Origin of the sequence: Bacillus sp. 5mfcol3.1, assembly GCF_900114335.1 — a bacterium.
GTDB lineage: Bacteria > Bacillota > Bacilli > Bacillales > Bacillaceae_G > Bacillus_A > Bacillus_A thuringiensis_S.
Window position 1 is genome coordinate 599,158 of record NZ_FOST01000002.1, and the last position, 24,443, is coordinate 623,600.

A 24,443-nucleotide genomic window follows, 5' to 3' on the forward strand; every position below is an offset into this window, starting at 1 on the left:
TCAGAAATTGTTCATAATTTCACAAACATATTTTTCCTTTTCGTTCTAGTGAAAATACAAAATTCCAAATTTTTATTGTGCATGTTTTCATGCTATATACATAGTGAGGAGGGAAAAGTGATGAATGGGATTGAAATTTTTGCGAATACAATTTTAAAAGAAGCGTGTAGGGTACAAGCGTCAGATTTACATATTGTGCCCCGGCAGAAGGATGTAGCGGTGCAACTACGTGTAGGAAAAGATTTAATGACGAGACATTGTATTGAAAAGGAGTTTGGAGAAAAACTTGTCTCACATTTTAAATTTTTAGCATCTATGGACATAGGAGAGAAACGGAAGCCACAGAATGGTTCGTTGTATTTGCAAATTGATGGACAAGAAGTGTATTTACGCCTTTCAACACTTCCAACAGTATATCAAGAAAGTCTCGTTATTCGCCTTCATTTACAAGCATCTGTTCAGCCCTTATCACATCTTTCGTTATTTCCAAGTACGGCAGCAAAACTACTCTCGTTTTTACGCTATTCACAGGGGCTACTCGTGTTTACTGGACCGACTGGTTCTGGGAAGACAACGACAATGTATGCATTATTAGAGGTAATTAGAAAAAAGAAAACACGTCGCATCATTACACTTGAAGATCCGGTTGAAAAAAGAAGTGACGATGTATTACAAATTCAAATAAATGAAAAAGCGGGTCTCACATATGAAACAGGATTAAAGGCTATTTTACGTCATGATCCAGATATTATTTTAGTCGGTGAAATCCGTGATGAAGAAACAGCAAAAATAGCTATAAGAGCAAGTTTGACAGGACATTTAGTCATGACAACGCTGCATACGAATGATGCGAAAGGAGCAATCATTCGTTTCATGGATTATGGTATAACGAGGCAAGAGATTGAACAGTCTTTATTGGCTGTAGCTGCACAGCGACTTGTCGAATTGAAGTGTCCGTTTTGCAGAGGAAAGTGCTCAACTTTATGTAAATCAATGAGGCAAGTAAGGCAAGCAAGCATTTATGAGCTGCTATATGGATATGAGTTAAAACAAGCGCTTAAAGAAGCAGATGGAGAATGTGTTACTTACAAACATGAGACTTTAGAATCGTCAATAAGAAAAGGATATGCTTTAGGTTTTTTAGAAGATGATGTTTATGTTTAAGAAAACTTGGAGTTTAAGTGATCAAGTAGTATTGTTGAAACGTTTAGGAGAATTACTAGAAAAAGGCTACTCTCTTTTACAAGCATTAGAATTTTTACAGTTTCAATTACCTGTAGAAAAGAAAGTACAATTGCAGCACATGATTGAGGGGTTAAAAGATGGGAAAAGTCTACACGATTCTTTTCATCAGTTAAAGTTTCATCAGGACATGTTAAGTTATTTATTTTATGCCGAGCAACATGGTGATATTTCTTTTGCTTTGCAACAAGGAAGTGCACTTCTTTATAAGAAAGATAAGTATAGGAGAGATATGATGAAAATCATGCAGTATCCTATGTTTTTAATGTTTTTTCTACTAATCATGCTTTTTATTTTCAACCTCATTTTATTACCTCAGGTTGAAATGGTTTATAGTTCGTTCGGTTCTAATACACCACTACTTACAGAACAAATTTTAAGTGCAATAAAACTGCTACCTTACATTATTTTAACCGCTATTTTAACTGTTATTATTGGATGTAGTTTGTATATGTTGTATTTTAGGAAACTTCCACATATTAGCCAGGTAAAAATCATGCTTCGTATGCCCCTCATCAAAACATTTCTTATTTTAAAGCATTCACATTATTTTGCTACTCAGTTGAGTGGTTTATTAAATGGTGGACTATCAGTATGCGAAGCTTTAACAATAATGATGGAGCAAAGATATCATCCGTTCTTTCAATATGAAGCGAGCCGGATTGAAAGACAATTAATTGGAGGAGAACGGTTACAATCTATCATTGCTAAAAGTGGGTATTACGAGAAAGAACTTTCTTATGTTATTACGCATGGACAAGCAAACGGCAATTTAGCGATTGAATTAGGTGACTATAGCGATCTTATTATGGAAAAGATGGAACGGAAAATTAAACATATGTTAGTTATCATTCAGCCTATTTTATTTATATGTATTGGAGGAATCGTTGTCCTTATGTATTTAGCGATGATTATGCCAATGTTTCAAATGATGAATTCTATTTAGGGGGCATTTGTATGCAGAATGAGGAAGGATTTACTCTGTTAGAGATGCTATTAGTAATGGTTGTCATAACTATATTATTACTATTAATTATTCCAAATGTAGTTACACAGCGTTCATCGGTCCAAGGAAAAGGGTGTGCAGCTTACGTGAAATCTATAGAAGCACAAATACAAGTATATCAATTACAACATAATAAAATTCCATCGTTAAAAGAACTGACAGATGAAAAGTATATTACAACTGATAAGTGCCCGAATGGCGAATCTATTCATATTTCAGATGATGGCGCAGTATCAATTAGGGCATTGTGAAACAACAGGGGTTTACTTTTTTAGAAATGTTACTCGTTTTATTTGCTATTTCTGTATTAAGTATAGTTACGTATTTTAGTGTTCATTCCTTATACGAGCGACAAAAAGTTGAACAATTTTTGAGACAGTTTTCAAATGATATTTTGTATATGCAGCAATTAGCGATAAATCGTCAAAAGCACTATACATTACGTTGGCATAAAGATAGAAATATGTATGCTATAAAAGAGTCAGGTACAAAGTATTATATCGTCAAGAGAGAGTATGAAGAAGATATACAAATTGATTTGCATACGTTTCCAAATCCGATGACATATAATCCAAGTGGGAATATTAATAGAGGTGGTACGATTATAATTTCATATCGAAATTATAAATATGAAATTGTATTTCAGCTTGGAAGAGGGAGATTTACGTATCGTGAAATGTCAAAAAGGATCCATAATGGCTGAAATGATTGTATCGTTAAGTATTTTAATGATGGCTGTATCGTTACTACTACCGCAAACAGTATTAGTTATGCAAGAAAGAAAAAATATACAAATTCGTTATAAGGCATCTGGATTATTAAAAAAGGAAGCAATTATATATATGTATGGAAATGAAGAAAAGCGAATAATAGAAAAGAATATAAATGGAATTGTGTATTACACATATTGGGGAGGCAATGAAGTTTGTACCATGTGGAGAGATGTGAAAGACAGAGTGATGGAACAATGCTTTTATGTAGGAGAAAAAATAAATTAGAATTTGGTTTTTCATTAATAGAAATGATTGTATGTCTGTTTCTATTATCAATATTTTTTTTGCTCTTTCCCCGCCTACATTTCATTGAAATGGAAAATAAACAGACAAAAGGATTAAATGATTGGGAGTGGGATGTATTTTTAGGTCAAATGCAATTGGAGTTTCGTGAAGTATCATCTGGAGAACAGCTAGCATTTGAAAATGGAGAAAGTATTTTACGATTTCGATCGCGTAATGGGAGTGAAGTATCGTATGAAAAAGAGAATAGTCGTCTTATAAGAAAGGTAAATAGGCGCGGGAGGGAAGTTGTTTTACAAAATATTGGAACGGTTTCTTACAAACTAACACCTCATGTACTCATTATAAATGTGAAAGATACTAGCGAAAAAATATATGAAGGTGTAGTTATGCGATATAGTGAAATGGAAATGAATGTATGAGAGGGCAAAATGGGTTTACAATGCCTGGAACACTCATCTTTCTTATTTTATTAACTTCTTTTTTTATATACGAAACAAATATGTTGTTTACAGATAAAAATTTTTATATAGAAATAGAACAAAAGTTTTTACTGGATGAACTACTTAACCGATCTATTACAGATATAAAAAAAGACTTACAGCAAAAAGAAAAAGAAGGTGCATTTTTCTTTCAGTATGAAAAGGGAGAAGTGAGTGGAAATTATATCTTTGAAAATGATTTAATTCTCGTTGCGTTGCAGTGTACACTCAAACAGGAAGCTTTCTATACGGTGAGCTTTCGGTATAGAAAAAAGGATGGAAAAATAGTCGATTGGATAGAAGGATAATATGTAAAAAATACGAAGAAAAACCAGGGATTTCTATTGTAAATTGAATTGATTTTTTAGAAGAAATGGATAAATATAATGATTAAAAGTTTAAATTTTCTCAAAAAAGAGAAAGGTAGAAAGAATGTGATATATTCATGCTATCCAATCATTATTTTTAGGGAGAATAGGGAAATGACAAACAACAATCAAATAGGTGAAAATAAGGAACAAACTATTTTTGATCATAAAGGAAATACGATTATGACAGAAGATAGAGAAATACACATTATTTCAAAATTCGAAGAACCTCTTATTGTCGTATTAGCAAATGTACTAAGTGATGAAGAGTGTGGTGAATTAATTGAAATGTCTAAAAATAAAATGAAGCGTTCTAAAGTTGGTTCATCACGTGATGTAAATGATATTCGAACAAGTAGCGGTGCATTTTTGGAAGACAATGAACTTACTTCAAAGATTGAAAAACGAATTTCATCTATCATGAATGTTCCTGCGTCGCATGGTGAAGGATTGCACATTTTAAATTATGAAGTGGATCAACAATATAAAGCACACTATGATTATTTTGCGGAACATAGTAGATCAGCTGCTAACAATCGTATTAGTACGCTTGTAATGTACTTAAATGATGTAGAAGAAGGCGGGGAAACGTACTTCCCGAAATTAAATCTTTCTGTACATCCTAGAAAGGGAATGGCAGTATACTTTGAGTATTTTTATCAAGATCAATCACTAAATGAGCTTACGTTACATGGAGGGGCACCTGTAACGAAAGGCGAGAAATGGATTGCAACGCAGTGGGTGAGAAGAGGTACTTATAAGTAAAAGCGAGTGTTACGTTTTGTTCTTCATAGTATAAGAACAAAACGTTTTTTTATTAAACAAAGTAGCATCTTTCGTTATAATAACAATTAATAAATGACGATTGAGAGGACAGAAAATGAAATCTATATACATAACCGGCTATATGGGAGCAGGGAAAACAACAATTGGAAAAGCATTAAGTCAAGAACTTCAAATGGATGTTGTAGATACTGATCAAAAAATCGAAGAGAAGCAAGAGAAGGCAATTCGTGATATTTTTGCCGAAGAAGGCGAAACGGCTTTTCGGGAATATGAAAGCGAAATGTTACGTTCGCTACCAGTCCATAATGTCATTATTACAACTGGTGGGGGAATTATTGAACGAGCGGAAAATCGCAAGTGGATGAAAGAGAACGGAACTGTCGTGTATTTATATTGTGATCCGCATGTAATTGCAGAGAGGCTTCGTGAAGATACGACACGTCCACTATTTCAAAAGAAAGATATAGATGCATTTGTAACGAAATTTGAATTACGCCGAGCTTATTATGAAGAGGCTCATATTCATATCGATACGACAAATAAGTCTGTAAAGCAAATTATGAATGAATTAAAGGAAAAGATTAATGTATAAAAAAGTGGACATACTAATGAAGTAGAGGTGATGATAATATGTCTACTAATGATTATGTTCGCTTTGTGACGCAGCAGTTTGTGTCGTATATGGATGCTCCAAAAGAAGATCGAAAACAAAAGAAAGAACAACGCCGTGCTGAAAAAGAGCCATTTATGAATAAGTGGTTTGGTGTTATGCCGCTGAGTGCTGCTTTGTTTTATCGAAATGTAAAAAGTAAAAGAAAAAAATCAAGTTAAATTTTAGTCATATGTCTAGCAAAATAAAGATCCCCTAGTGTCGTAATACACCAGGGGATTTTTATTTACTGCACGGATTCTTGTTCTTCCGTAACGGCATGTATTTTATTGTTCACCCATACGAACCCTATTCCAATACAAATAGAAATGCCCCAGCCGACAGCGGTCATAATCGCTCTCATTTCACCGTAGCCATCTACACCAAAAACAGAGATGAAATAAATTTTTAAGAAGCTTTTTAATATGAATTGTAGGCCGAAAAATAACGTTAAGTATTGTAGTGCTGGATAGATACGACTATCACGATACAGTTCACGACTTTTATCGCGGTCATGTCCTTGCAGCGCTGCAATATCCGCAGCGAAATATAACATGAGTGGTTTTTTTATGAAAATTGTACAGATGACGATAATACCGAGTACGATGTGATAATATGCATCATTCCACAACATTCGTTCAGCTGACCCAGATAATAGATCTACCGTTGTATTAGAAATGAGTGTAATTAAAATAAAGAACCCTGTCACGTTAAACTGTTTTTCTTTTTTAAAGGTATACAGTGTATAAATAATCCCCGGAACAGAGGAAAGTAACATCGCGTAATAAGGATCGATATAAGGTTTTGCAAATTTCCAAATGAGGAATGGGATTACGAGATAAAAGACAAGATCTAATATAGCTTTTTTATTTTGATTCATACAAAGCCTCCTTAAGTCATACATATATTTTATAATATAATTTCTGAAAATTGTATAAGGTTTAATGGGAAAAGAAAAAATATATCAATTTTTGAGGGATTAGTAGATTGAAAAAAATTGCCCCTAGCGTAGTAAGTTTTTTTAGTATATAATAAAGGAAACGCTTTCATTTTTAATTTGTTCACAAAATGGACGGAAAATCACATATTTACTATCGATATGTTGCTTTATAATGAAACTAATTAAATATACATGCATACAATATTGTGAAATAAATAACATAAATAATCTATATAAATGTAAACGTTATCAAAAGAGAGAGGTGGAGACAATGAGTAAATTTTTCTTCAATCATAATCCAGCAACAGTAGAGGATGGAAGGCTTGTTAAATATGCTGAAATTATTTATGGAGAAGGTGGCCGTTCTGTATTAGAAAATTTAATGGTGAAGGCATCTATCAGATTGCGTGATCGTTATCCGAATAAATCTGACGAGCAGATCTCGAACCTAGTAAATAAAGGCATCCATGATATGTTTCAAAAATATGTGAGCGAGTAAGAGTAGCCAATGGCTGCTCTTATTTTTTGTATAAGGATTGTAACTCTAGCTGAAAATAAACATGTATTTTGAAAAACGCAAAAAGGAGTGGGAAAGATGAGCAATGGAATTGGACGTTCGAAAGAAAATCTTCCAACTGATGCAAATCATGTGAGCGCAAAGGATCGTGCACAGCAGAAACGTATGGCACAGAAAAAGCAGCAAGAGCGTAGTGGCGATAGCGAGTAGGGTAGAAAATAGCTCAAAAGAGGCTCCTTCTAAAGCAGAAGGAGCTTCTTCAAGATAGAAAATGATTCGCGGTAACATAAAAAAGGCCACCGTTAATAATTTGCACTGTAATACGTGGTTCATACTGTTCTTGCAGAGCTTGTTTTTCAATTTCATAGCTCTCAGGAAGTTCGTCACTTTCTTCATAAAAACGGTTTAAAAGGTCTAGATCATGATTCCAACGCACTCTTGCTTCTTTTGCCCACGTATGGTCATCTTCTGCAATTATATTTTTTAAAGCGTCTTCTATGCGTTGTAAACCACTTTGAGGTTTAATGATGGGCGAGAGCGTAAAACAAAAATCAGGTATTTTTGGTGTAAGTTTAATGTTTGTTAATGTTTCATGAAAGTTTGCCATCATTGTTCCAGAAATGAGATGAATGCCAATCGAGTGAAGGATGTCTTTTTTTCGATCACATTGATAGGAAACTTTTATATTAATACCGAGCCAAGGGTGGAGCGGTGTATGTGTTGCCCCATTATGTCTTACATCCTCATATAAACGTATGTAAGAGCCTAATTCTTTTGTCGTTTGGAAAATTTGATGTAGACGTGGTGAACCGTAGTGAATAAGCTCACCATCATTTTCTTCATTTTCTGGATTTGTAATAAGAGTAAGGCGCATCGGATTCGGTACGCCTCCTGTTTTCTCAAGATAGTGCCAATAAAAAGGGCGATTCATTAATAATTTATCCATCTCAATTGTTAACTGTACATCTAATAAATGAGGAGAACGTTCTAAAATTTCACAGTTATTCGCCTCAAAGAAATTGTATAAGTAATTATGAATTTCATGTTGCTGCATAGCCTTGCACCTCAGCTTCATTTCGTTTCGCAAAGTCGATTATAGATGTTAAGTTTTCCATCTTAATTCTAATTTCACCTTCGCTTTTTGATTGCGCGAAAATTTCTTGAATGTGCGCGTCGATGTTTTTCATATTAATTCTCGTTAAAATTTCATCGAGTTCACCGATAACACGCTCGAATAAGTTGATTTTTTCATATAACAGTTTCAGAATATGTTCTTCAACAGTATGCTTTGTAGCTAAGTTATAAATATGAACATCATTCTTTTGACCGAGACGGTGAATACGTCCGATTCTTTGCTCAAGACGCATTGGATTCCATGGCAAATCATAATTGATCATATGGCTACAAAACTGTAAGTTAATGCCTTCTCCGCCAGCTTCCGTTGCAATTAACACTTGGGCACGATTTTGGAAAAGTTCCTTCATCCAATCTTTCTTCCCGCGTTTAAATCCGCCGCGGAATGGGACAGAAGAAATACCGTGTTGTTGTAAAAACCATTGTAAGTACATCTGTGATGCTCGGTATTCCGTGAAAATGACGACTTTATCGTCAATTTCTTTTATAAGCTCTAGAGCTTTAGTTGCTTTCGAGTTGAAAGGAATATGATTAATTTTGTCCATTAGCACATCGATATGTGGATCTTTTATATAATGTTCATTTTCTTTCTGTCTTTTTTCTACATGCTTTTTCAATGAATAGTAAACAGCCTCACGACTACTGCACGCTTCCCGTTTTAAAGTTAACGATGAGAAAGCAGATGTGAAGGCGTCTTGCCCTCGCCAATTTTCGATATCATTATATAGAGCTTGTTCTTGTTCATTAAACTCAACAAAAATTGTACGTACATGTCTCTTCGGCCAATCGATACCGGTATTATGTCGTCTATTTCGCACCATTACTTTGTTAATGAGAGCTTTTAAGTCTTCATCTGATTCGGCTGAACGATTTTTGGAAGCGTAATATTCTTCAAAGTTGGATTGATTGCCTAAATGTCCTGGCTTTAATAAAGAAACAAGGTTAAAAATTTCATCAATCTTATTTTGAACAGGAGTAGCGGTTAGTAATAAACAAAACTTCTTTTTTAATCGTTGTGCAAATTCATAGTTTTTTGTTTTATTATTTTTCAGTTTATGTGCTTCATCGATAATAATAAGGTCATATTCTAAGTTCAACACGATATCGCGATGTGGTGAACGTTTCGCAGTATCAATTGATGATACGATTACGTCAGCTTGTTCCCACGAGTAGCTTTTCTTTTGTGCTACAGCGGGAATGAAAAACTTTGTATTCAGCTCGTATGCCCATTGTGATACGAGAGAGGCTGGGACAAGTATAAGTACCTTTTTCACAAGCCCGCGGACCATGTATTCTTTCAAAATAAGTCCAGCTTCGATTGTTTTTCCAAGACCTACTTCATCTGCTAGAATCGCTTTACCATTCATTTGTTCAATCACATTTTGAGCGACTTCTAATTGATGCGGAAGCGGCGTGAAATGGGATAAATGTTTCGGTGCTTGTAGTCCATCAAAAGTAGGAACAAGTAACGATTTTTCTGTTTCATAAGCTAAGTGATATAAATCCCAGTTTGTCCAAGGACCATCTTCATCAATTCTATTTAAAAAATTGTTTTGCCACGTCCGATCTACGGAAATATCGACATTCATTACGACTCTCCCACCTTTTATAAACTAAAGTAATTATTTTTTAATGTATGATGATTTGCCTCAAAAGAAGGCATAATTATCGTTATTAAAGGCTATATGATAGACAATAATAAAGTATTAAATCTCAAAAGCTGTATTTATTGTGTTTTAAAATAAAAAATTCTAAATTATTTTTTATGCTAGAATATTGATGAAATATAGCGAATGATGTTAGGATAATGGTGTGAAATGTGTGGAATCTTTCGTATTTTATCCAAGAAAGTGATTTTTTATTTACGCTTTCATAAAAAAATATAATGAGATTCCGTATATCCTATCTTTTCAGAATGAAAATGTTTAGAAAAAGGAAGCAACTTTTATTGATTTGTCAAAGCATAAGGGGGAGAGAGCATGATTACATTACAACGTACACCGTTATTTGATGTATACGCGAAGTATGGTGGGAAAACAATCGACTTCGGTGGTTGGGAATTACCAGTTCAATTTTCAAGCATTAAAGAAGAACACGAAGCTGTACGTACAGCTGCAGGTTTGTTCGATGTGTCTCATATGGGAGAAGTTGAAGTAAAAGGTGTAGATAGTTTAGCATTTTTACAACGTGTTGTTACAAATGACGTATCTACCTTAAAGGTAGGGGGCGCACAATATACAGCTATGTGCTACGAAAATGGTGGTACAGTAGATGATTTATTAATCTACAAACGTGGTGAAGAAGACTATTTATTAGTAATCAATGCATCAAATATCGAGAAAGATTACGAATGGTTAGCAAGTCATGTAATTGGCGATGCGACAGTAGTCAATGTTTCTAGTGAAGTTGCACAGCTTGCAATTCAAGGACCAAAAGCAGAAGGCATTTTACAAAAAGTTGTGTCAGAAGATTTGAAAGAAATTAAGTTCTTTAAATTTAAAAACGATATTCTTGTAGATGGAATTCCAGCACTTGTATCTCGTACAGGTTATACAGGTGAAGATGGATTCGAAATTTACTGTAAGAGTGAAGATGCTGCAAAACTTTGGGAGAAACTTCTTGAAGTTGGAGCAGAAGAGGGCTTAAAAGCATGTGGTTTAGGTGCTCGTGATACACTTCGATTCGAAGCAACATTACCACTTTATGGACAAGAATTATCAAAAGATATTACACCGATTGAGGCTGGAATTGGCTTTGCGGTAAAAACAAATAAAGAAGCAGACTTCTTTGGAAAAGCAACGTTAAAAGAGCAAAAAGAAAACGGTGCGCCTCGTAAATTAGTCGGCATTGAAGTAATCGAACGTGGAATTCCTCGTACGCATTACCCTGTATTTATTGGTGAAGAAAAAATTGGGGAAGTAACGAGTGGTACACAATCTCCAACGTTAAAGAAAAGCATTGGTTTAGCACTAATTGATGTAAAATACGCAGCAGTTGATACAGAAGTAGAAATTGAAATTCGTAATAAACGCGTCAAAGCAGTAGTTGTTCCAACACCATTTTACAAACGTTCAAAGTAACGGGGAGAGGGGTAGATTTCATGTTGCATCGTTATCTTCCAATGACAGAAGAAGACAAAAAAGAAATGTTACAAACGATCGGCGTTCAAACGATCGATGAATTATTCTCTGATATTCCAGAGAGTGTTCGTTTTAAAGGGGATTTAAAAATTAAAGAAGCAAAATCAGAGCCAGAGCTTTTAAAAGAGCTATCTCAAATGGCTAGTAAAAATGCTAACTTAAAAGAATACGCTTCTTTCTTAGGAGCAGGCGTATACGATCATTATGCTCCAGTAATTGTAGATCATGTTATTTCTCGCTCAGAATTTTATACAGCTTACACACCATACCAACCGGAAATTTCACAAGGGGAATTACAAGCAATCTTTGAATTCCAAACAATGATTTGTGAATTAACAGGAATGGATGTAGCAAACTCTTCTATGTATGACGGGGGTACAGCTTTAGCTGAAGCGGCAATGTTAGCAGCTGGCCATACTCGCAAAAAGAAAATTCTTGTATCTAGCGCGGTTCATCCAGAATCAAGAGCAGTACTTGAAACGTATGCAAAAGGTCAAAATCTTGAAGTTGTTGAAATTAATCATAAAGATGGTGTAACAGATTTAGACGTATTACAAAGTGAAGTAGATGATACAGTTGCTTGTGTAATCGTTCAATATCCAAACTTCTTCGGACAAGTTGAAAAATTAGCTGATATTGAAAAAATCGTTCATCAACAAAAATCATTATTTATCGTTTCTTCAAATCCATTATCATTAGGCGCATTAACACCACCAGGGAAATTTGGTGCTGATATTGTAATCGGTGATGCACAACCATTCGGTATTCCAACGCAGTTTGGTGGACCGCACTGTGGTTACTTTGCAACAACGAAAGCATTTATGCGTAAAATTCCAGGACGTCTTGTTGGACAAACTGTAGATTCAGATGGTAAACGTGGATTTGTATTAACGTTACAAGCACGTGAACAGCATATTCGCCGTGATAAAGCGACGTCTAATATTTGTTCAAACCAAGCGTTAAATGCATTAGCAGCTTCTGTTGCAATGACGGCACTTGGCAAACAAGGTGTGAAAGAAATGGCACGTCAAAACATTTCTAAAGCACAGTATGCAAAACGTCAATTTGAGGCGAAAGGCTTCACAGTAACATTTGCTGGGCCATTCTTCAATGAGTTTGTTGTAGATTGCAAACGTCCAGTGAAAGAAGTAAACGATGCATTATTACAAAAGAATATTATCGGTGGTTACGATCTAGGCCGTGATTATAAAGAGCATGAAAACCATATGCTTGTAGCAGTAACTGAGCTTCGTACAAAAGAGGAAATTGACACACTTGTAAACGAAATGGGGGCTATCCAATGAAGAACCAAGACCAAGCACTTATCTTTGAAGTGAGTAAAGAAGGACGCATAGGATATAGCTTACCCAAATTAGATGTAGAAGAAGTGAAACTAGAAGATGTGTTTGAGAGCGATTATATTCGAGTAGAAGATGCAGAGCTACCAGAAGTATCTGAACTTGATATTATGCGCCACTATACAGCACTTTCAAACCGTAACCACGGTGTTGATTCTGGATTCTATCCACTTGGATCTTGTACGATGAAATATAATCCGAAAATTAATGAGAGTGTAGCTCGTTTCGCAGGATTTGCAAATATTCATCCACTGCAAGATGAAAAGACAGTACAAGGTGCAATGGAATTAATGTATGACTTACAAGAGCATTTAATTGAAATTACAGGTATGGATACTGTTACTTTACAACCAGCAGCTGGTGCACACGGAGAATGGACAGGTTTAATGTTAATTCGTGCATACCATGAAGCGAATGGTGACTTTAACCGTACGAAAGTAATTGTACCTGACTCTGCTCACGGAACGAACCCGGCATCTGCAACTGTAGCTGGTTTTGAAACAATTACAGTAAAATCAAATGAAAATGGCCTTGTTGACTTAGAAGACTTAAAACGTGTTGTAAACGAAGAAACAGCAGCACTTATGTTAACAAATCCTAATACATTAGGTCTATTCGAAGAAAATATTTTAGAAATGGCAGAAATCGTCCATAATGCAGGCGGTAAGTTATACTATGATGGTGCAAACTTAAATGCGGTATTAAGCCAAGCACGCCCAGGAGATATGGGATTTGACGTTGTGCATTTAAACCTTCATAAAACATTTACAGGTCCTCATGGCGGTGGTGGCCCAGGTTCTGGTCCAGTAGGTGTGAAAGCTGATTTAATTCCGTACTTACCAAAACCGATTTTAGAAAAAACGGAAAATGGTTATCACTTCAACTACGACCGTCCAGAAGCAATTGGTCGTGTGAAGCCATTCTATGGTAACTTCGGAATTAACGTTCGTGCATACACGTATATTCGCTCTATGGGTCCAGATGGCTTGCGTGCAGTAACTGAGTATGCTGTATTAAATGCGAACTATATGATGAGAAGATTAGCGCCATTCTACGATCTTCCATTCGATAGACATTGTAAGCATGAATTTGTATTATCAGGTCGTCGTCAAAAGAAACTTGGCGTACGTACATTAGATATTGCAAAACGTCTGCTTGATTTCGGTTACCATCCACCAACAATTTACTTCCCATTAAATGTGGAAGAATGTATTATGATTGAGCCGACAGAAACAGAATCAAAAGAAACATTAGATGGTTTCATTGATAAGATGATTCAAATCGCTAAAGAAGTAGAAGAAAATCCAGAAGTTGTACAAGAAGCACCGCATACGACAGTCATTAAACGTTTAGACGAAACGATGGCTGCACGTAAACCAGTTTTACGTTATGCAAAGCCAGCTCCTGTACAAGTTTGATTAGAATAACAAAAGGAGAACTCGCTGCGGCGGGTTCTTTTTTTGTATGGAGAATTTGTGCAGAAATAGTGAAGAAAATGTTAAAAAATTATATTTTTTGTTTCCTAATGGTGTAAAGGTGTAGTTTTATAGGTAGTTTTGTTGAAAAAGTCGGTTTGATAAAAGTATTTATTTTTGTTAGAATTTTATTGAAATTAAGAAGATGTGATGAGGCAAAAATTACTCATTTTTATGTATATGTGAAAAAACGAGCAAGACGGGGGTGAAAGTGTGGGATATCGATGTTATAGAATGGTATACCATTTAGAAAATGGAGAAACAATTAAAGATGTAAAAGAATTTTGCTATCGAGACCAAGGGAAAGTGTTAGAAAGAGTAGCAAATCGTGTAATGGATAATAGAGAAGTGACGGCGATTGATAAACAAGGAACAATCATTTCAATAGCATGTGAGGACATTGTAAAGGTGGAACTTGATTACATAACAGAAAGTTAACCTTGAGTCATATCGAATTATTCGATAAAATAAACTGTTGAATGGTGAAGTGAGAAGAGAGGAGTTTATCATGGGTAGTACAAGACACTTTTATATGTTTATCTTAGCGTTTGTTCTTGTTGTGGCATTAACGATTTACTTAATCGTTGACAGCAGCTGGTACAACACGGTTCATCCGGCATTCCTTCTGTTTATGTATATAGGAATTGCAGTAGTAAGTTTCGGAATGAGAGACGAGATGTTAGATCGCTTTGAAAAGTGATACATATACGAAAGACCAACAGGAAAATGTTGGTCTTTTTTTCTTGCCAAAAATAGGATGCTGTGTATATACTGTATATATAAGGTATATACAGTATATACACACACTGGAGGAAAACATGAATATTATTATTTCGAATTCTTCCCAAGACCCTATTTATGTGCAAATAAGAAAACAATTAAGCCAGCTTATTTTAAATGGTGGTTTAAAGGGTGGAGACCAATTACCGTCTATTCGTAGCTTAGCGAAGGAATTGCAAATTAGTGTAATTACAACGAAGCGTGCGTACGAGGAGCTTGAAAAAGAAGGATATATAGAAACTGTTGCTGGGAAGGGGACTTATGTTTCACGTAAAAATAATGAACTATTAAAAGAACAGCGGCTACGTCTATTGGAAAGTAAGGCTGAAGAAATCGTAAAAGAAAGTAAAGTGTTGCAGCTTTCACTTGAAGAATTGCAGCAGATGATTGCGTTTTTATATAAGGGGGAATGAGAGAGATGTTAGAGTTAAAAAACGTTTGTAAAAGTTATGAAGATTTTGCAGTGAAAAATATAAGTTTTGCATTACCACGAGGATATATTATGGGGTTTGTCGGACCAAATGGTGCTGGGAAAAGTACAACGATCAAAATGATTATGAATTTAATTAGAAAAGATAGCGGCGATATAAAAATTTTTGGCAAAGACAATAAGAAAGCTGAAAAGGACATAAAACAAAATATTGGTTTTGTATATGATGAAAATCATTATTACGAAGATTTAACGTGTGAACAAATGAAACGTATTGTTGCACCGTTATATAAAAAGTGGGACGAAAATCAATACCAATCGTATATGCACAGATTGCAAGTTCCAAAGTATAAAAAAATTAAAGAGCTATCTAAAGGGATGAAAATGAAGTTTGCGATTGCCATCGCACTTTCACATCATGCAGAGTTTATCATTATGGATGAGCCGACAGCAGGATTAGATCCAGTTGTCCGAAGTGAATTACTTGATATGTTGCAAGAAATTGTAATGGAAGATGAAGTATCTGTATTATTCTCAACCCACATTACAACGGATTTAGAACGTATTGCAGATTATATTACGTTTATCAACGATGGAGAAATTATATTTACTGGTGAAAAAGATGAATTAATGGAGAACTACGTAATCGTTAAGGGAAGCAATGATTTATTAGATCGAGAAGGAAAAGAACTATTTGTTGGATTACGAAAAAATAAATTCGGTTTCGAAGGTTTAGCGAAGGATAAACAAGGAATTATCGATTGGTTTGGAAATGAGGTTGTACTAGAAAAGCCTACATTAGATGACATTATCGTTTACACTGCGAAAGGGAGAGGTGCCTATGCGTCAGCTAATCTATAAAGATTTGTTCTTTTTTCGGGTTATGTGGTTAGTGTATTTTATTATGCCTCTTGTTTTCTTTGGATTAGATCCAGATGGTGAATTGTTATTTCCAATGAGTTGCTTACTCATAACGATATCATCTTCTATGATACTAATAGCGATGGATGAAAAAAATAAAAGTGATGTTATTATAAATAGTTTACCTGTTGGACGAAAGGATATCATTATTGCTAGATATATTTCGGGTGTAATATTTATTGTAGGTGGCATGATTTCTACTACGCTAGTTGTTTTTCTTATAAGAGGTATCGCTGTCATTGGTGATATTGGAGCTTATCATCCCAATTTGTATATTGAAATTCCTTGGTATGTAGTAGTCAGAGGTGCTGTATATTCTTTAGTTTATATTACAGCATTATTCCCGAGTTATTATGGGACAAAATCAAAAGTAGTACGTGGAATATTTACAGGTGGAGCCGCTGGAATAGGTGTTATTGTTGGAATGTTTATTGGTGACGGAGAAAGTGCTACGGCATCATTCATTGATTGGATTATGAATCCATTACATTTTGGCATATTTATAGTTGGATTAATCACACTAGCTAGTGCCTATATCGCTTCTATGTTTCTTACAATTAAAATTTATGAAACGCGTGATTTATAGAGAGGAGAATTCATATGCAACAGTTGATTTTGAAGGAGTTTTTTTTACAGAAGAAGATGTTTCCTTTCTATTTTTTAATACCCATTTTATCTATTTTTAAGGATTCCGTCGAACCAATGGGGATTGCAATAGGAGTATTTATAACATGTAGTACGATTATATATATTTCTTTTTATTATGACGAGAAAAGTAAAGCAGAAAAAGTGTTAGTGAGTTTGCCTATAACGAGAAAAGAGATAATTATAGCTAAATATATTTCAAGCACATTATTTATTATGGCTGGTTTGAGTGTAACTTTTATAGTCGTAATATTAGGAAATATTTTATTGAACAGAGATATAGTTATGCCTGGGTATGCAATATTTTCAGCAATAGTAGCAACTTTGATTTATTGTGCAGTAACGATACCGACTAATTACATTGGGGGATATAAAGTTATTACTGTCTTGAATTTGATTATGCTTTTTCCTTTAATGGGTATGATTGGTCTTATGTGCAATATTTTTGGTGATAAAACAATTATGTTAAAAGTACTTCACTCTCAAGAGGCTACACTAGCAATGGGTGTTCTTAGTATTGGAGTGTTAGTAAGTATAGTCATATCAATGTTTCTCTCAATGAAAATGTTTCAGGAGGCAGAGTTATAGAAGGAGCATTTTCATATTAGGAGGGGTAATACATGATCAAGCAACTAATTTTAAAAGATTTCATTATTCAATGGAAATTTTTAATTTGGTACATACTGTATCCTGTTTTCTTTTATATGGCCTTAACAGATACGGAAAATTTATTCATCATTATGTCAGTAATTATTACAATTGGGGCAACAGTAAAAACGTTTGAAGCAGATAGTAAAAATGAGAGTGAAGTTATAGTAAATAGTTTACCAATATTGAGAAAACAAATTGTGTATGCGAAATATATAGTAGCAATTATTATTCTTTTTATAAGTGTAACGGTCGGTTGTTTCACGATGGGAATGAAGAGCGGGGTTAACTTATTTGAATTTATTGAAACGACAATAGTTGCTAGTATTAGCTTTATTTTAGTGTATTTAAGTTTGGTTTTACCGCTATCCTTTTGGCTAGGGTATAAGAAAACTATTTTTATTGCGATAGTAATATTCATGGCACCGATAATTGTTTTAGAAGCTTTGTTTCAAATCAACTTAGAACAAATTCAGCTATATAACAGCTTGTTATTCATTGGTTCAATATGCATGTTCATAGCATCTATCTTCGTTTCAGTAAAAATATATGAAAAAAGAGAATTTTAAAAGGTGCCTTAAAAAAGGCACCTTCTTCAATAACGACAATACGAGAGCAGTAGTTTATAAAAAGAAACGCTATTTGGTACATCTGTCGGAGTATGTAATATAAAGCTGAAAACGATGATGAGAATAAGAAATAGGAAAAATAAAAATAGGATTTGCTTATGTATAGAATTTTGCATATTATTCACTCCTTTTTTAGGTAGTATGTCCAAAAGAAAGGAGTGTATGAAAAATTTTAGGAGGGGAGAATGATGAACAAAAGAAAATGGTTATATAGAATAGGGGTACTTTTCGTTTCAATCGGTCTCATATTAGCAAATTTTTATTCAGACATACCATCACCGTTTCCTAATTTGCATAAAGGAATTGGTATAAGTATTGTCATAGTTGGTCTTCTTTGTCTTATTGCATCTAACTTTTATAGAAAATCTGAATGAATACAAAAAAGGACAGTTACTCTTTTTCAGAAGTACTGTCCTTTTTAAATAACTTATTCCATAGCTTGGCGATACTCCATATAATGACGATTGCAATGGAGGCAATAATTGACCAAGCAATAGATGCAATTTCAAGTGCCATGCTAGGAAGGAAGGTAAGAATGGATACTACTTTATGAAACAACCATTCTATTATATGAAAACTTATTTGTAATAGAATGACGATACCAAGTGTGATCCATGCTAATATTTTCTTTCCTTTTTCTTTCCACATGACATTCACCTCACGTTAGCTTAATAGTTTTAAGCCAACAGCGCCGCATAAAATGCAGCTTAAGAAAGCAAGACGACGCCAATCCGCTGATTCTCGGAAAATGAGAATGCCTAGAAGTGCACTTCCAGCAGTTCCGATTCCAGTCCAAATTGCGTAAGCAGTTCCCATCGGTAATGTGTTCATCGCAAGAGATAAGAAGAAGAAGCTTACGCCGAAGTTAGCGATTAAAATAACTTTTGGTGCCCAGCCTTTCTTTTCAGTGGCTACTTTCATAAAGAGTACACCAATAATTTCACAAATACCAGCTAGAATTAAAAATACCCAAGCCATTTTATGCGGCCTCCTTCGCTTCTTTTTCTTCTGTTACTCGTTTTAAACCAATTACTCCGAAGAAGATTAAACCGATTAATAAGACTTTTACGATAGAGAAAGGTTCTCCGAAGATGAAAATCTCTGTAAGAACGATTCCACCAGCTCCGATTCCTGTAAAGACTGCGTATACAGTGCCGACAGGTAAATCTTTATAAGCTCTAAATAATAAGACGAAACTAATTGTAATTAATAGAGCGACACCAGCCCATTCAAGTGGTGCCTCTGCTTTTTTTAGTCCAATCACCCAAAAGATTTCAATAATACCAGCGATGATTACATAAATCCATGCCATATGTCATTTCTCCTTCCTACCAGTCGTTAGGTAAAGGGCTTAAAAACGACGCATTGCAAAGGAGCAATCCGTCAGTTTGAAAGTCCGCGCCAAAATACTTTCCAAGAAGCTTCTAAACGTGTCTCAAAACGATTTAAACCTGCGTATAGTAGTTCAACCATAAGACCGTCGAGTAAGCATAGAAAAGCCTCTAAGGCGTCTTTTACTTCAATGTTATGCAGCTCATCTTGTTCGCTTGCTCTTTTAAATACAGGGAATAAAAGTTTTCCAACGTTTTCAATGTGTACATTGGCTTTATTAATAATTTGTTCGCGAAATGCATCAGGCGGAAAATAAGAAGTTCGTAACCAAAACATTGATTCTTCACTTTCACCAAAGCGTTTTGCATAGCCTTTTAATAATTTTAAAAGCAATTCTTCAGTAGACGAATTGGAAAAGCTTTCGATATCGCCTGTGAAGCTCTGCAAATCTTTTTGAAGAGCAGATTCTAAGCATATGAAATATAGCTCTTCTTTTCCTTTAAAGTGTGCGTAAATCGATGGTTTTTTAATCCCAACTTCTTGAGCAATATTTGCCAATGAAGTTCCTTCATAGCCGTAGCGTGCGAAATGAGAAAGTGCTACAGCTTTAATTCGGTTTGCTGTCATTTTCATCCCCTACCTACCGTTCGTTAGGTTCATTATATGAGATAAAAAATATAATGTCAATAGGTGAAGAGCTGAAAAAGAGCGTTATAGGTAACGCTCTTTTTAGACAGTCTCTCGCTCAATTAAATGGAATGAAAGTTCTTTTGCACTGCCGCCAATTTGCTCGCTTTGGATCTGCTTATAGAATAAAGAAAAAGCATGTGAGCCCATTGCGAGACCGGGATGTTCAATTGTGGAAATTTCTAATGCCTTTGAAATTTCATGATTATCAAATCCAAGGATAGCAAGGTCTTCAGGTACTCGAATACCATGTTTTCGAGCCTCTGTTAATAAACCAGCTGCAACTTGATCGTTCGCTGTAAAAATAGCAGTTGGACGATTTTTCATATTTAAAATACGATGGAGTATTTGTGCTCCGTCCTGCATTGTATAGCATTGGTGGAAAATCCATTCAGGATGCAACGTTTTCCCTTCGTTACGAAGGGTATCGGCGAACGCTTTTTCGCGCTCCATGGAATTTACACTTGTTTTTCTTGCTAAACAAATTCCGATTTTTTCATGGCCTTTACTTAGTAAATAGGCAGTACCGAGACGGAAACCTTCATAATGATCTACGTAGATGGATGAAATGAGGGGGTGCTTCATTTTTTCACATGAAATAATAGGGGCAAATTTTGCGAAAGGTTCGATTTGTTCCCAAGAGCTCGTTCGGGAGCAAATAATCATCCCATCAAATTGTTTCATTTTCATCATTTCAAGAACACGAATTTCTTCAAGGCTATCGTAATTTGTTTGGCATAAATTAATGTGATATCCAGCTAATAATGCTTCGTTACCGATTCCTTCAATAATGGTACTGAAGTAGGGGAGGTTAATGAAAGGAAGCATAACGCCAATAGTATATGTTTTCCCTCTTATTAAATGGACAGCATTTATATTTTTTGCGTAGTTTAATTCTTCAACAGCGTCTAGAACACGCTTACGCTTTTCTTCTTTTACGTAAGGGTGATTATTCAGAACACGAGAAACAGTTGATATCGATACACCAGCAGTTTTAGCAATTTGTTTTATATTGGCCATATGTATCACCTCTTTCCCTTATTATAAAGGGAAAATAATAAGAAAGAAAAAATCTTGACCTGAAAAGCTTTTCACAAACTATGGTATTAATAAGACTTCTTTTTATTCGCGTAACCTTTTCACTTGGGCGTAAGAATGATAGGGGTCTTTTTTGTTTGCAAAAAGTGTTGTCAAAATGTGTGAGAATAACGTGGAAAGTTTTCAAAGGTGGAGTTTGATGACAAAGCGAATATGAAGAGCATATCAACGCTTCGTTCGTTAAGAGAGCGGTATGAAAGGGCGGAAACAAATTGAAAAAAAGAATCATTTGTTTCGTGTTTTCTAGTTTTGTACTTAGTTCGTGTTCGTTTCAGCAAACGATGCAAGAAGAAAAACACTTTGTGGGAACAACAGGAGGAGCTATGGATCGTGTTACGGATCCTATTCCGCTAAAGGAACTTCCAAAATATTTTCCGGTGAAGTTTAAAGTTCCAACGTTTTTACCGTACGACATTACAAGTGATGTGAAGGGTGAAGTAAGAACGCTTGGGAAAAAGAACGCTGTCTTAACGATTAAATATAAACAGAAGGAGCCAGGTAGAAATGAGTATATTGAGTTAAATGTCGCGAACTTTCCTTATAGTTTTCCGGATCTTATGGAAGAGAGGCGATTTCAAGAACAAATGAAACTGAATAATGGAACGTCTGCTTATTTTAAAAATAAAGATGATTATGAACGTGGTGACGAATTTGCTACGCTTATATGGAAAGAGAAAGGAATTGAATATCAGCTGCTGTATCGGAATGTAGAAGAGAACGATGAAAAGGTAATCAAGCAGAATTTATTATACATTGCGAATAAGATGAAATGAAAAAACTAGCTGATTTATTCAGCTAGTTTTTTGTATGTTATTATTTCTTTTTAATTTTGCCTGTCCAAGATTTAAATCCACCTTGTAATTGGTAGAAATCTTTGTAGCCTTGTTTTTTTAAGTATTGCGCTGCACGACCTGTACGGAATCCGCTTTGGCAATATAAGTAAACAGGTTGATCTTGACGAAGTTCTTTATGGCGAAGGCGAATTTGTGATAACGGAATGTTACGTGCACCTAAAATATGCCCTGCGTTATATTCGTCTGCTTCACGAATATCGATAAGCTGTGCTTTACGGTAGCCAGCGCGAAATTCTTCTTCTGTAAGAGTTTTAATTAATTTTTTCTGATAGAAGTACATCCATACAGTGTAGCCGATAAATGCTACGATTACGGCTAATAAAATAATCCAAGTTGTTGACACGATTCTATCGCTCCCTTTTTTCTTATCCTACTTTCAATATTATAATGCCCATATGTATTTATGCAACAGATTCATTTGCATATAAGAAGAAATTTCGTATTCTTTCACAAATTTTGTCGAATTTGGTAGACTAGAGAATGTGAAAAATAATTGGTTATATGAGGTGCAGGATGGGAAAAGAAAAATGGTGTTATATTAACTCTGGTCAATGTTCACCGGCATTTAATATGGCGTTAGATGAATGTTTGTTAAATTGGCAAAGTGAAAAGAAAATGCCACCAACAATTCGTTTTTATGAATGGGAAGTACCAACATTAACAGTTGGATATTTTCAACGTGTTGAGAAAGATATTAATATGGATGTAGTTAACGAAAAAAAATATGGATTCGTTCGTCGTCAAACAGGCGGCAGGGGTGTACTACATGACAAAGAGTTAACGTATAGTGTTATTGTGTCTGAAGATCATCCGAATATGCCGAAAACAGTTACAGAAGCATATCGTGTTATTTCGCAAGGCTTATTAGATGGTTTTAAGGCATTAGGGTTAGAAGCATATTATGCAGTTCCAAAAACAGAAGCAGATCGTGAAAATTTGAAAAATCCACGTTCAGGTGTATGTTTTGATGCACCATCTTGGTATGAAATTGTAGTGGAAGGAAGAAAAATTGCTGGTAGTGCTCAAACACGTCAAAAAGGTGTTATTTTACAGCATGGATCGATTCCATTAGAAATTGATTTAGATGAACTATATGATCTATTTTTATTCCCAAATGAACGTGTGAAGGAACGTATGAAGAGTATGTTCTCTTCTAAAGCAGTAGCAATTAATGAATTAACAGACCGTACATTTACGATAGAACAGTTAATTAAAGCGTTTGAAGTTGGCTTTGAAAAAGGATTGGATGTAGAACTTGTTCCATATGAATTAACAGAAGAACAGTTACATGAAGTTCAAACGTTAGCGAAAGAAAAGTATGAAAGTAATGAGTGGAATTATAAAAAATAAGAGATGGCAATTGCCACCTCTTATTTTTTTATAGTAAATTAAGTACTTTTTCTACTTTGATTCCTTTATCTTGTAAAGAACGAAGGCGACTTACAACGTCCATAATTTCTTTGTCAAATGTAACGCTAATACCTTGGCTTTGTAGTTCTTCTTTTAAGCTTTCAATAGAATCATCTATGTCGATGCCAAGCTCGTAATCTTGACAAACTTCAATTGTCTTTTTCACGAGTTTCACATAATTTTCTTGTAGTTTTGTATTTGTTTCAGTCAAAGCAGATTGCTTCGGTTTTGCAGGCGCAACCGGTGCAGACTCTTGCTTTGTAACTGGAGTTGGTACTGCTTTTTTCACAGGTGCTGGAGTAGATAATTCCATAGCAGCTTCTACACTTACTGGCTTCGGTGTTGGTACCGGAGTAGGTTTAGGTGCTGCAGGTGTTTCTACTCGCGTAACAGGTTTTGGAGCAGGTGTAACTGCTTTTGGCGCTTCTACAACTACTTCTTTTTTCGGAGTAGCTTCTACAACAGTTTCTTCTTGCTCAGCAGCTTCTTTATTTTCTTTACTCCACATAACGCGTTCAATTTCTAGAGAAACATTGTTTTTGTTCATCGCTGTTAATGTAACTTTACCAACTTCAGCGTTTCCAGTGAAATCAACAATTTTATAAATAACACTCTTGTTCCAATCCACGTTTCCGCTCAAAAATAATTCTTCGTTACATTTCGGCGTTAAGCCCTCGATTTTAATTTCTGCGTTTACACCGTTTTCACTATATACCATAATTAGCGAAGCATTTACATCTTCGTCTGCTAACATTAGTTCACGTACCATTTTGCCGGTGCGTACTTGCGTTTTCTTCTTAACTGACATCTAATTTCTCCTCTCAAAAATTCAGTAATAATAAAAAAATCGTATAACGAAAAATAATTGCTCACGAAGATTTATGATACCGATAATA

At 34.9% G+C, this 24,443-nt stretch carries 36 protein-coding genes; 25 read left to right on the forward strand and 11 right to left on the reverse strand.

Going from position 1 to position 24,443, the window contains the following annotated elements:
- The first annotated feature begins 120 nt into the window (after positions 1–120).
- The 10 genes from comGA (at position 121) to BM089_RS12455 (ending at position 5,731) form a co-directional block, all read left to right on the forward strand.
- On the forward strand, positions 121–1,164 hold the full coding sequence (comGA, locus tag BM089_RS12410; protein WP_001013187.1) for a competence type IV pilus ATPase ComGA: 1,044 nt from the start codon (positions 121–123) through the stop codon (positions 1,162–1,164).
- Positions 1,157–2,188: a competence type IV pilus assembly protein ComGB gene (gene comGB, locus BM089_RS12415; RefSeq protein ID WP_090977070.1), complete on the forward strand. Its 1,032-nt coding sequence runs from the start codon at positions 1,157–1,159 to the stop codon at positions 2,186–2,188. The genes comGA and comGB overlap by 8 nt, the downstream gene beginning before the upstream one ends.
- An 11-nt stretch (positions 2,189–2,199) precedes the next feature.
- Entirely contained in the window at positions 2,200–2,499 is a 300-nt protein-coding gene (gene comGC, locus BM089_RS12420; RefSeq protein ID WP_001178687.1) for a competence type IV pilus major pilin ComGC, read from the forward strand.
- Complete coding sequence (comGD, locus tag BM089_RS12425; protein WP_000813141.1) at positions 2,496–2,951, forward strand: competence type IV pilus minor pilin ComGD; 456 nt, start codon at positions 2,496–2,498, stop codon at positions 2,949–2,951. Before comGC ends, comGD begins: the two co-directional genes overlap by 4 nt.
- Complete coding sequence (locus tag BM089_RS12430) at positions 2,944–3,246, forward strand: hypothetical protein (protein ID WP_000829462.1); 303 nt, start codon at positions 2,944–2,946, stop codon at positions 3,244–3,246. Before comGD ends, BM089_RS12430 begins: the two co-directional genes overlap by 8 nt.
- On the forward strand, positions 3,216–3,686 hold the full coding sequence (comGF, locus tag BM089_RS12435) for a competence type IV pilus minor pilin ComGF (RefSeq protein ID WP_139213284.1): 471 nt from the start codon (positions 3,216–3,218) through the stop codon (positions 3,684–3,686). The genes BM089_RS12430 and comGF overlap by 31 nt, the downstream gene beginning before the upstream one ends.
- Entirely contained in the window at positions 3,683–4,054 is a 372-nt protein-coding gene (gene comGG / locus BM089_RS12440) for a competence type IV pilus minor pilin ComGG (protein ID WP_023523011.1), read from the forward strand. The genes comGF and comGG overlap by 4 nt, the downstream gene beginning before the upstream one ends.
- A 174-nt stretch (positions 4,055–4,228) precedes the next feature.
- Positions 4,229–4,879: a 2OG-Fe(II) oxygenase gene (locus BM089_RS12445; RefSeq protein WP_139213258.1), complete on the forward strand. Its 651-nt coding sequence runs from the start codon at positions 4,229–4,231 to the stop codon at positions 4,877–4,879.
- A gap of 115 nt (positions 4,880–4,994) precedes the next feature.
- Positions 4,995–5,492 carry a shikimate kinase gene (locus tag BM089_RS12450; protein ID WP_000836660.1) on the forward strand — a complete coding sequence of 166 codons (498 nt, stop codon included), beginning with the start codon at positions 4,995–4,997 and terminating at the stop codon, positions 5,490–5,492.
- A 38-nt stretch (positions 5,493–5,530) separates the two neighbouring features.
- Positions 5,531–5,731 (forward strand): YqzE family protein, encoded by a 201-nt coding sequence (locus tag BM089_RS12455; protein ID WP_000106083.1) that lies wholly within the window; start codon positions 5,531–5,533, stop codon positions 5,729–5,731.
- 65 nt (positions 5,732–5,796) lie between these two features.
- Here BM089_RS12455 and BM089_RS12460 read toward each other — a convergent pair whose 3' ends face one another.
- A complete protein-coding gene (locus BM089_RS12460) occupies positions 5,797–6,429 on the reverse strand; it encodes a VC0807 family protein (protein ID WP_001073111.1) in 633 nt (210 codons plus the stop codon).
- Positions 6,430–6,570: 141 nt separating this feature from the next.
- Positions 6,571–6,687, reverse strand: a complete 117-nt coding sequence (locus tag BM089_RS12465) for a hypothetical protein (RefSeq protein WP_001987222.1) — start codon at positions 6,685–6,687, stop codon at positions 6,571–6,573.
- A 73-nt stretch (positions 6,688–6,760) separates the two neighbouring features.
- Here BM089_RS12465 and BM089_RS12470 point away from each other — a divergent pair, with 73 nt between their 5' ends.
- Together BM089_RS12470 and BM089_RS31775 are read left to right on the forward strand one after the other, a co-directional pair.
- Entirely contained in the window at positions 6,761–6,988 is a 228-nt protein-coding gene (locus BM089_RS12470) for a hypothetical protein (protein ID WP_000032702.1), read from the forward strand.
- Positions 6,989–7,084: 96 nt separating this feature from the next.
- Complete coding sequence (locus BM089_RS31775) at positions 7,085–7,216, forward strand: hypothetical protein (protein ID WP_000064665.1); 132 nt, start codon at positions 7,085–7,087, stop codon at positions 7,214–7,216.
- Positions 7,217–7,265: 49 nt separating this feature from the next.
- Here BM089_RS31775 and BM089_RS12480 read toward each other — a convergent pair whose 3' ends face one another.
- Positions 7,266–8,060, reverse strand: a complete 795-nt coding sequence (locus BM089_RS12480; RefSeq protein ID WP_001183963.1) for a YqhG family protein — start codon at positions 8,058–8,060, stop codon at positions 7,266–7,268.
- A complete protein-coding gene (locus tag BM089_RS12485; protein ID WP_001100040.1) occupies positions 8,047–9,729 on the reverse strand; it encodes a DEAD/DEAH box helicase in 1,683 nt (560 codons plus the stop codon). The genes BM089_RS12480 and BM089_RS12485 overlap by 14 nt, the downstream gene beginning before the upstream one ends.
- 390 nt (positions 9,730–10,119) lie before the next feature.
- Between BM089_RS12485 and gcvT the strand changes: the two genes are divergently transcribed.
- The 11 genes from gcvT to BM089_RS12550 all read left to right on the forward strand — a co-directional run bounded on the left by gcvT (position 10,120) and on the right by BM089_RS12550 (position 18,540).
- Positions 10,120–11,220 carry a glycine cleavage system aminomethyltransferase GcvT gene (gene gcvT, locus BM089_RS12490; RefSeq protein ID WP_000631769.1) on the forward strand — a complete coding sequence of 367 codons (1,101 nt, stop codon included), beginning with the start codon at positions 10,120–10,122 and terminating at the stop codon, positions 11,218–11,220.
- A 20-nt stretch (positions 11,221–11,240) separates the two neighbouring features.
- Positions 11,241–12,584, forward strand: coding sequence for an aminomethyl-transferring glycine dehydrogenase subunit 1 (gene gcvPA / locus BM089_RS12495; RefSeq protein ID WP_000903240.1), 1,344 nt, complete (start codon positions 11,241–11,243; stop codon positions 12,582–12,584).
- Positions 12,581–14,056, forward strand: coding sequence for an aminomethyl-transferring glycine dehydrogenase subunit 2 (gcvPB, locus tag BM089_RS12500; RefSeq protein WP_000795702.1), 1,476 nt, complete (start codon positions 12,581–12,583; stop codon positions 14,054–14,056). Before gcvPA ends, gcvPB begins: the two co-directional genes overlap by 4 nt.
- Positions 14,057–14,347: 291 nt before the next feature.
- Positions 14,348–14,551, forward strand: coding sequence for a DUF3929 family protein (locus BM089_RS12510; protein WP_000262496.1), 204 nt, complete (start codon positions 14,348–14,350; stop codon positions 14,549–14,551).
- A 70-nt stretch (positions 14,552–14,621) separates the two neighbouring features.
- Positions 14,622–14,813, forward strand: coding sequence for a hypothetical protein (locus BM089_RS12515; protein ID WP_000535933.1), 192 nt, complete (start codon positions 14,622–14,624; stop codon positions 14,811–14,813).
- Between the two features lie 118 nt (positions 14,814–14,931).
- Entirely contained in the window at positions 14,932–15,306 is a 375-nt protein-coding gene (locus BM089_RS12520) for a GntR family transcriptional regulator (RefSeq protein WP_001021350.1), read from the forward strand.
- A gap of 5 nt (positions 15,307–15,311) precedes the next feature.
- A complete protein-coding gene (locus BM089_RS12525; RefSeq protein WP_090977074.1) occupies positions 15,312–16,184 on the forward strand; it encodes an ABC transporter ATP-binding protein in 873 nt (290 codons plus the stop codon).
- A complete protein-coding gene (locus BM089_RS12530; RefSeq protein WP_078400978.1) occupies positions 16,165–16,830 on the forward strand; it encodes an ABC-2 transporter permease in 666 nt (221 codons plus the stop codon). Before BM089_RS12525 ends, BM089_RS12530 begins: the two co-directional genes overlap by 20 nt.
- A gap of 14 nt (positions 16,831–16,844) precedes the next feature.
- The gene (locus BM089_RS12535) at positions 16,845–17,477 is read left to right on the forward strand and encodes an ABC-2 transporter permease (protein WP_090977076.1); all 633 of its coding nucleotides are present in this window, start codon (positions 16,845–16,847) and stop codon (positions 17,475–17,477) included.
- A gap of 35 nt (positions 17,478–17,512) precedes the next feature.
- The gene (locus tag BM089_RS12540; RefSeq protein WP_080476022.1) at positions 17,513–18,106 is read left to right on the forward strand and encodes an ABC-2 transporter permease; all 594 of its coding nucleotides are present in this window, start codon (positions 17,513–17,515) and stop codon (positions 18,104–18,106) included.
- Between the two features lie 248 nt (positions 18,107–18,354).
- Positions 18,355–18,540, forward strand: coding sequence for a hypothetical protein (locus BM089_RS12550; RefSeq protein WP_042969072.1), 186 nt, complete (start codon positions 18,355–18,357; stop codon positions 18,538–18,540).
- A 16-nt stretch (positions 18,541–18,556) separates the two neighbouring features.
- Here BM089_RS12550 and BM089_RS12555 read toward each other — a convergent pair whose 3' ends face one another.
- The 5 genes from BM089_RS12555 to BM089_RS12575 form a co-directional block, all read right to left on the reverse strand.
- Positions 18,557–18,814, reverse strand: a complete 258-nt coding sequence (locus tag BM089_RS12555) for a DUF3975 family protein (RefSeq protein WP_000265371.1) — start codon at positions 18,812–18,814, stop codon at positions 18,557–18,559.
- 15 nt (positions 18,815–18,829) lie between these two features.
- Positions 18,830–19,144: a DMT family transporter gene (locus BM089_RS12560; RefSeq protein ID WP_000312623.1), complete on the reverse strand. Its 315-nt coding sequence runs from the start codon at positions 19,142–19,144 to the stop codon at positions 18,830–18,832.
- A gap of 1 nt (position 19,145) precedes the next feature.
- Complete coding sequence (locus BM089_RS12565) at positions 19,146–19,478, reverse strand: DMT family transporter (RefSeq protein WP_000312339.1); 333 nt, start codon at positions 19,476–19,478, stop codon at positions 19,146–19,148.
- A gap of 71 nt (positions 19,479–19,549) precedes the next feature.
- Positions 19,550–20,131, reverse strand: a complete 582-nt coding sequence (locus tag BM089_RS12570) for a TetR/AcrR family transcriptional regulator (protein WP_139213259.1) — start codon at positions 20,129–20,131, stop codon at positions 19,550–19,552.
- A 96-nt stretch (positions 20,132–20,227) separates the two neighbouring features.
- Positions 20,228–21,205, reverse strand: a complete 978-nt coding sequence (locus BM089_RS12575) for a LacI family DNA-binding transcriptional regulator (RefSeq protein ID WP_001273987.1) — start codon at positions 21,203–21,205, stop codon at positions 20,228–20,230.
- A gap of 314 nt (positions 21,206–21,519) precedes the next feature.
- Here BM089_RS12575 and BM089_RS12580 point away from each other — a divergent pair, with 314 nt between their 5' ends.
- Positions 21,520–22,056 (forward strand): hypothetical protein, encoded by a 537-nt coding sequence (locus tag BM089_RS12580; RefSeq protein WP_033689861.1) that lies wholly within the window; start codon positions 21,520–21,522, stop codon positions 22,054–22,056.
- Between the two features lie 40 nt (positions 22,057–22,096).
- Here the strand turns inward: BM089_RS12580 and BM089_RS12585 are convergent, their stop codons facing one another.
- Positions 22,097–22,480 (reverse strand): rhodanese-like domain-containing protein, encoded by a 384-nt coding sequence (locus BM089_RS12585; RefSeq protein ID WP_000108653.1) that lies wholly within the window; start codon positions 22,478–22,480, stop codon positions 22,097–22,099.
- A 170-nt stretch (positions 22,481–22,650) separates the two neighbouring features.
- Here BM089_RS12585 and BM089_RS12590 point away from each other — a divergent pair, with 170 nt between their 5' ends.
- Positions 22,651–23,487, forward strand: a complete 837-nt coding sequence (locus tag BM089_RS12590) for a lipoate--protein ligase family protein (protein WP_000514081.1) — start codon at positions 22,651–22,653, stop codon at positions 23,485–23,487.
- Between the two features lie 28 nt (positions 23,488–23,515).
- Here BM089_RS12590 and BM089_RS12595 read toward each other — a convergent pair whose 3' ends face one another.
- Positions 23,516–24,355: a hypothetical protein gene (locus BM089_RS12595; RefSeq protein WP_053563664.1), complete on the reverse strand. Its 840-nt coding sequence runs from the start codon at positions 24,353–24,355 to the stop codon at positions 23,516–23,518.
- Positions 24,356–24,443 lie beyond the last annotated feature (88 nt).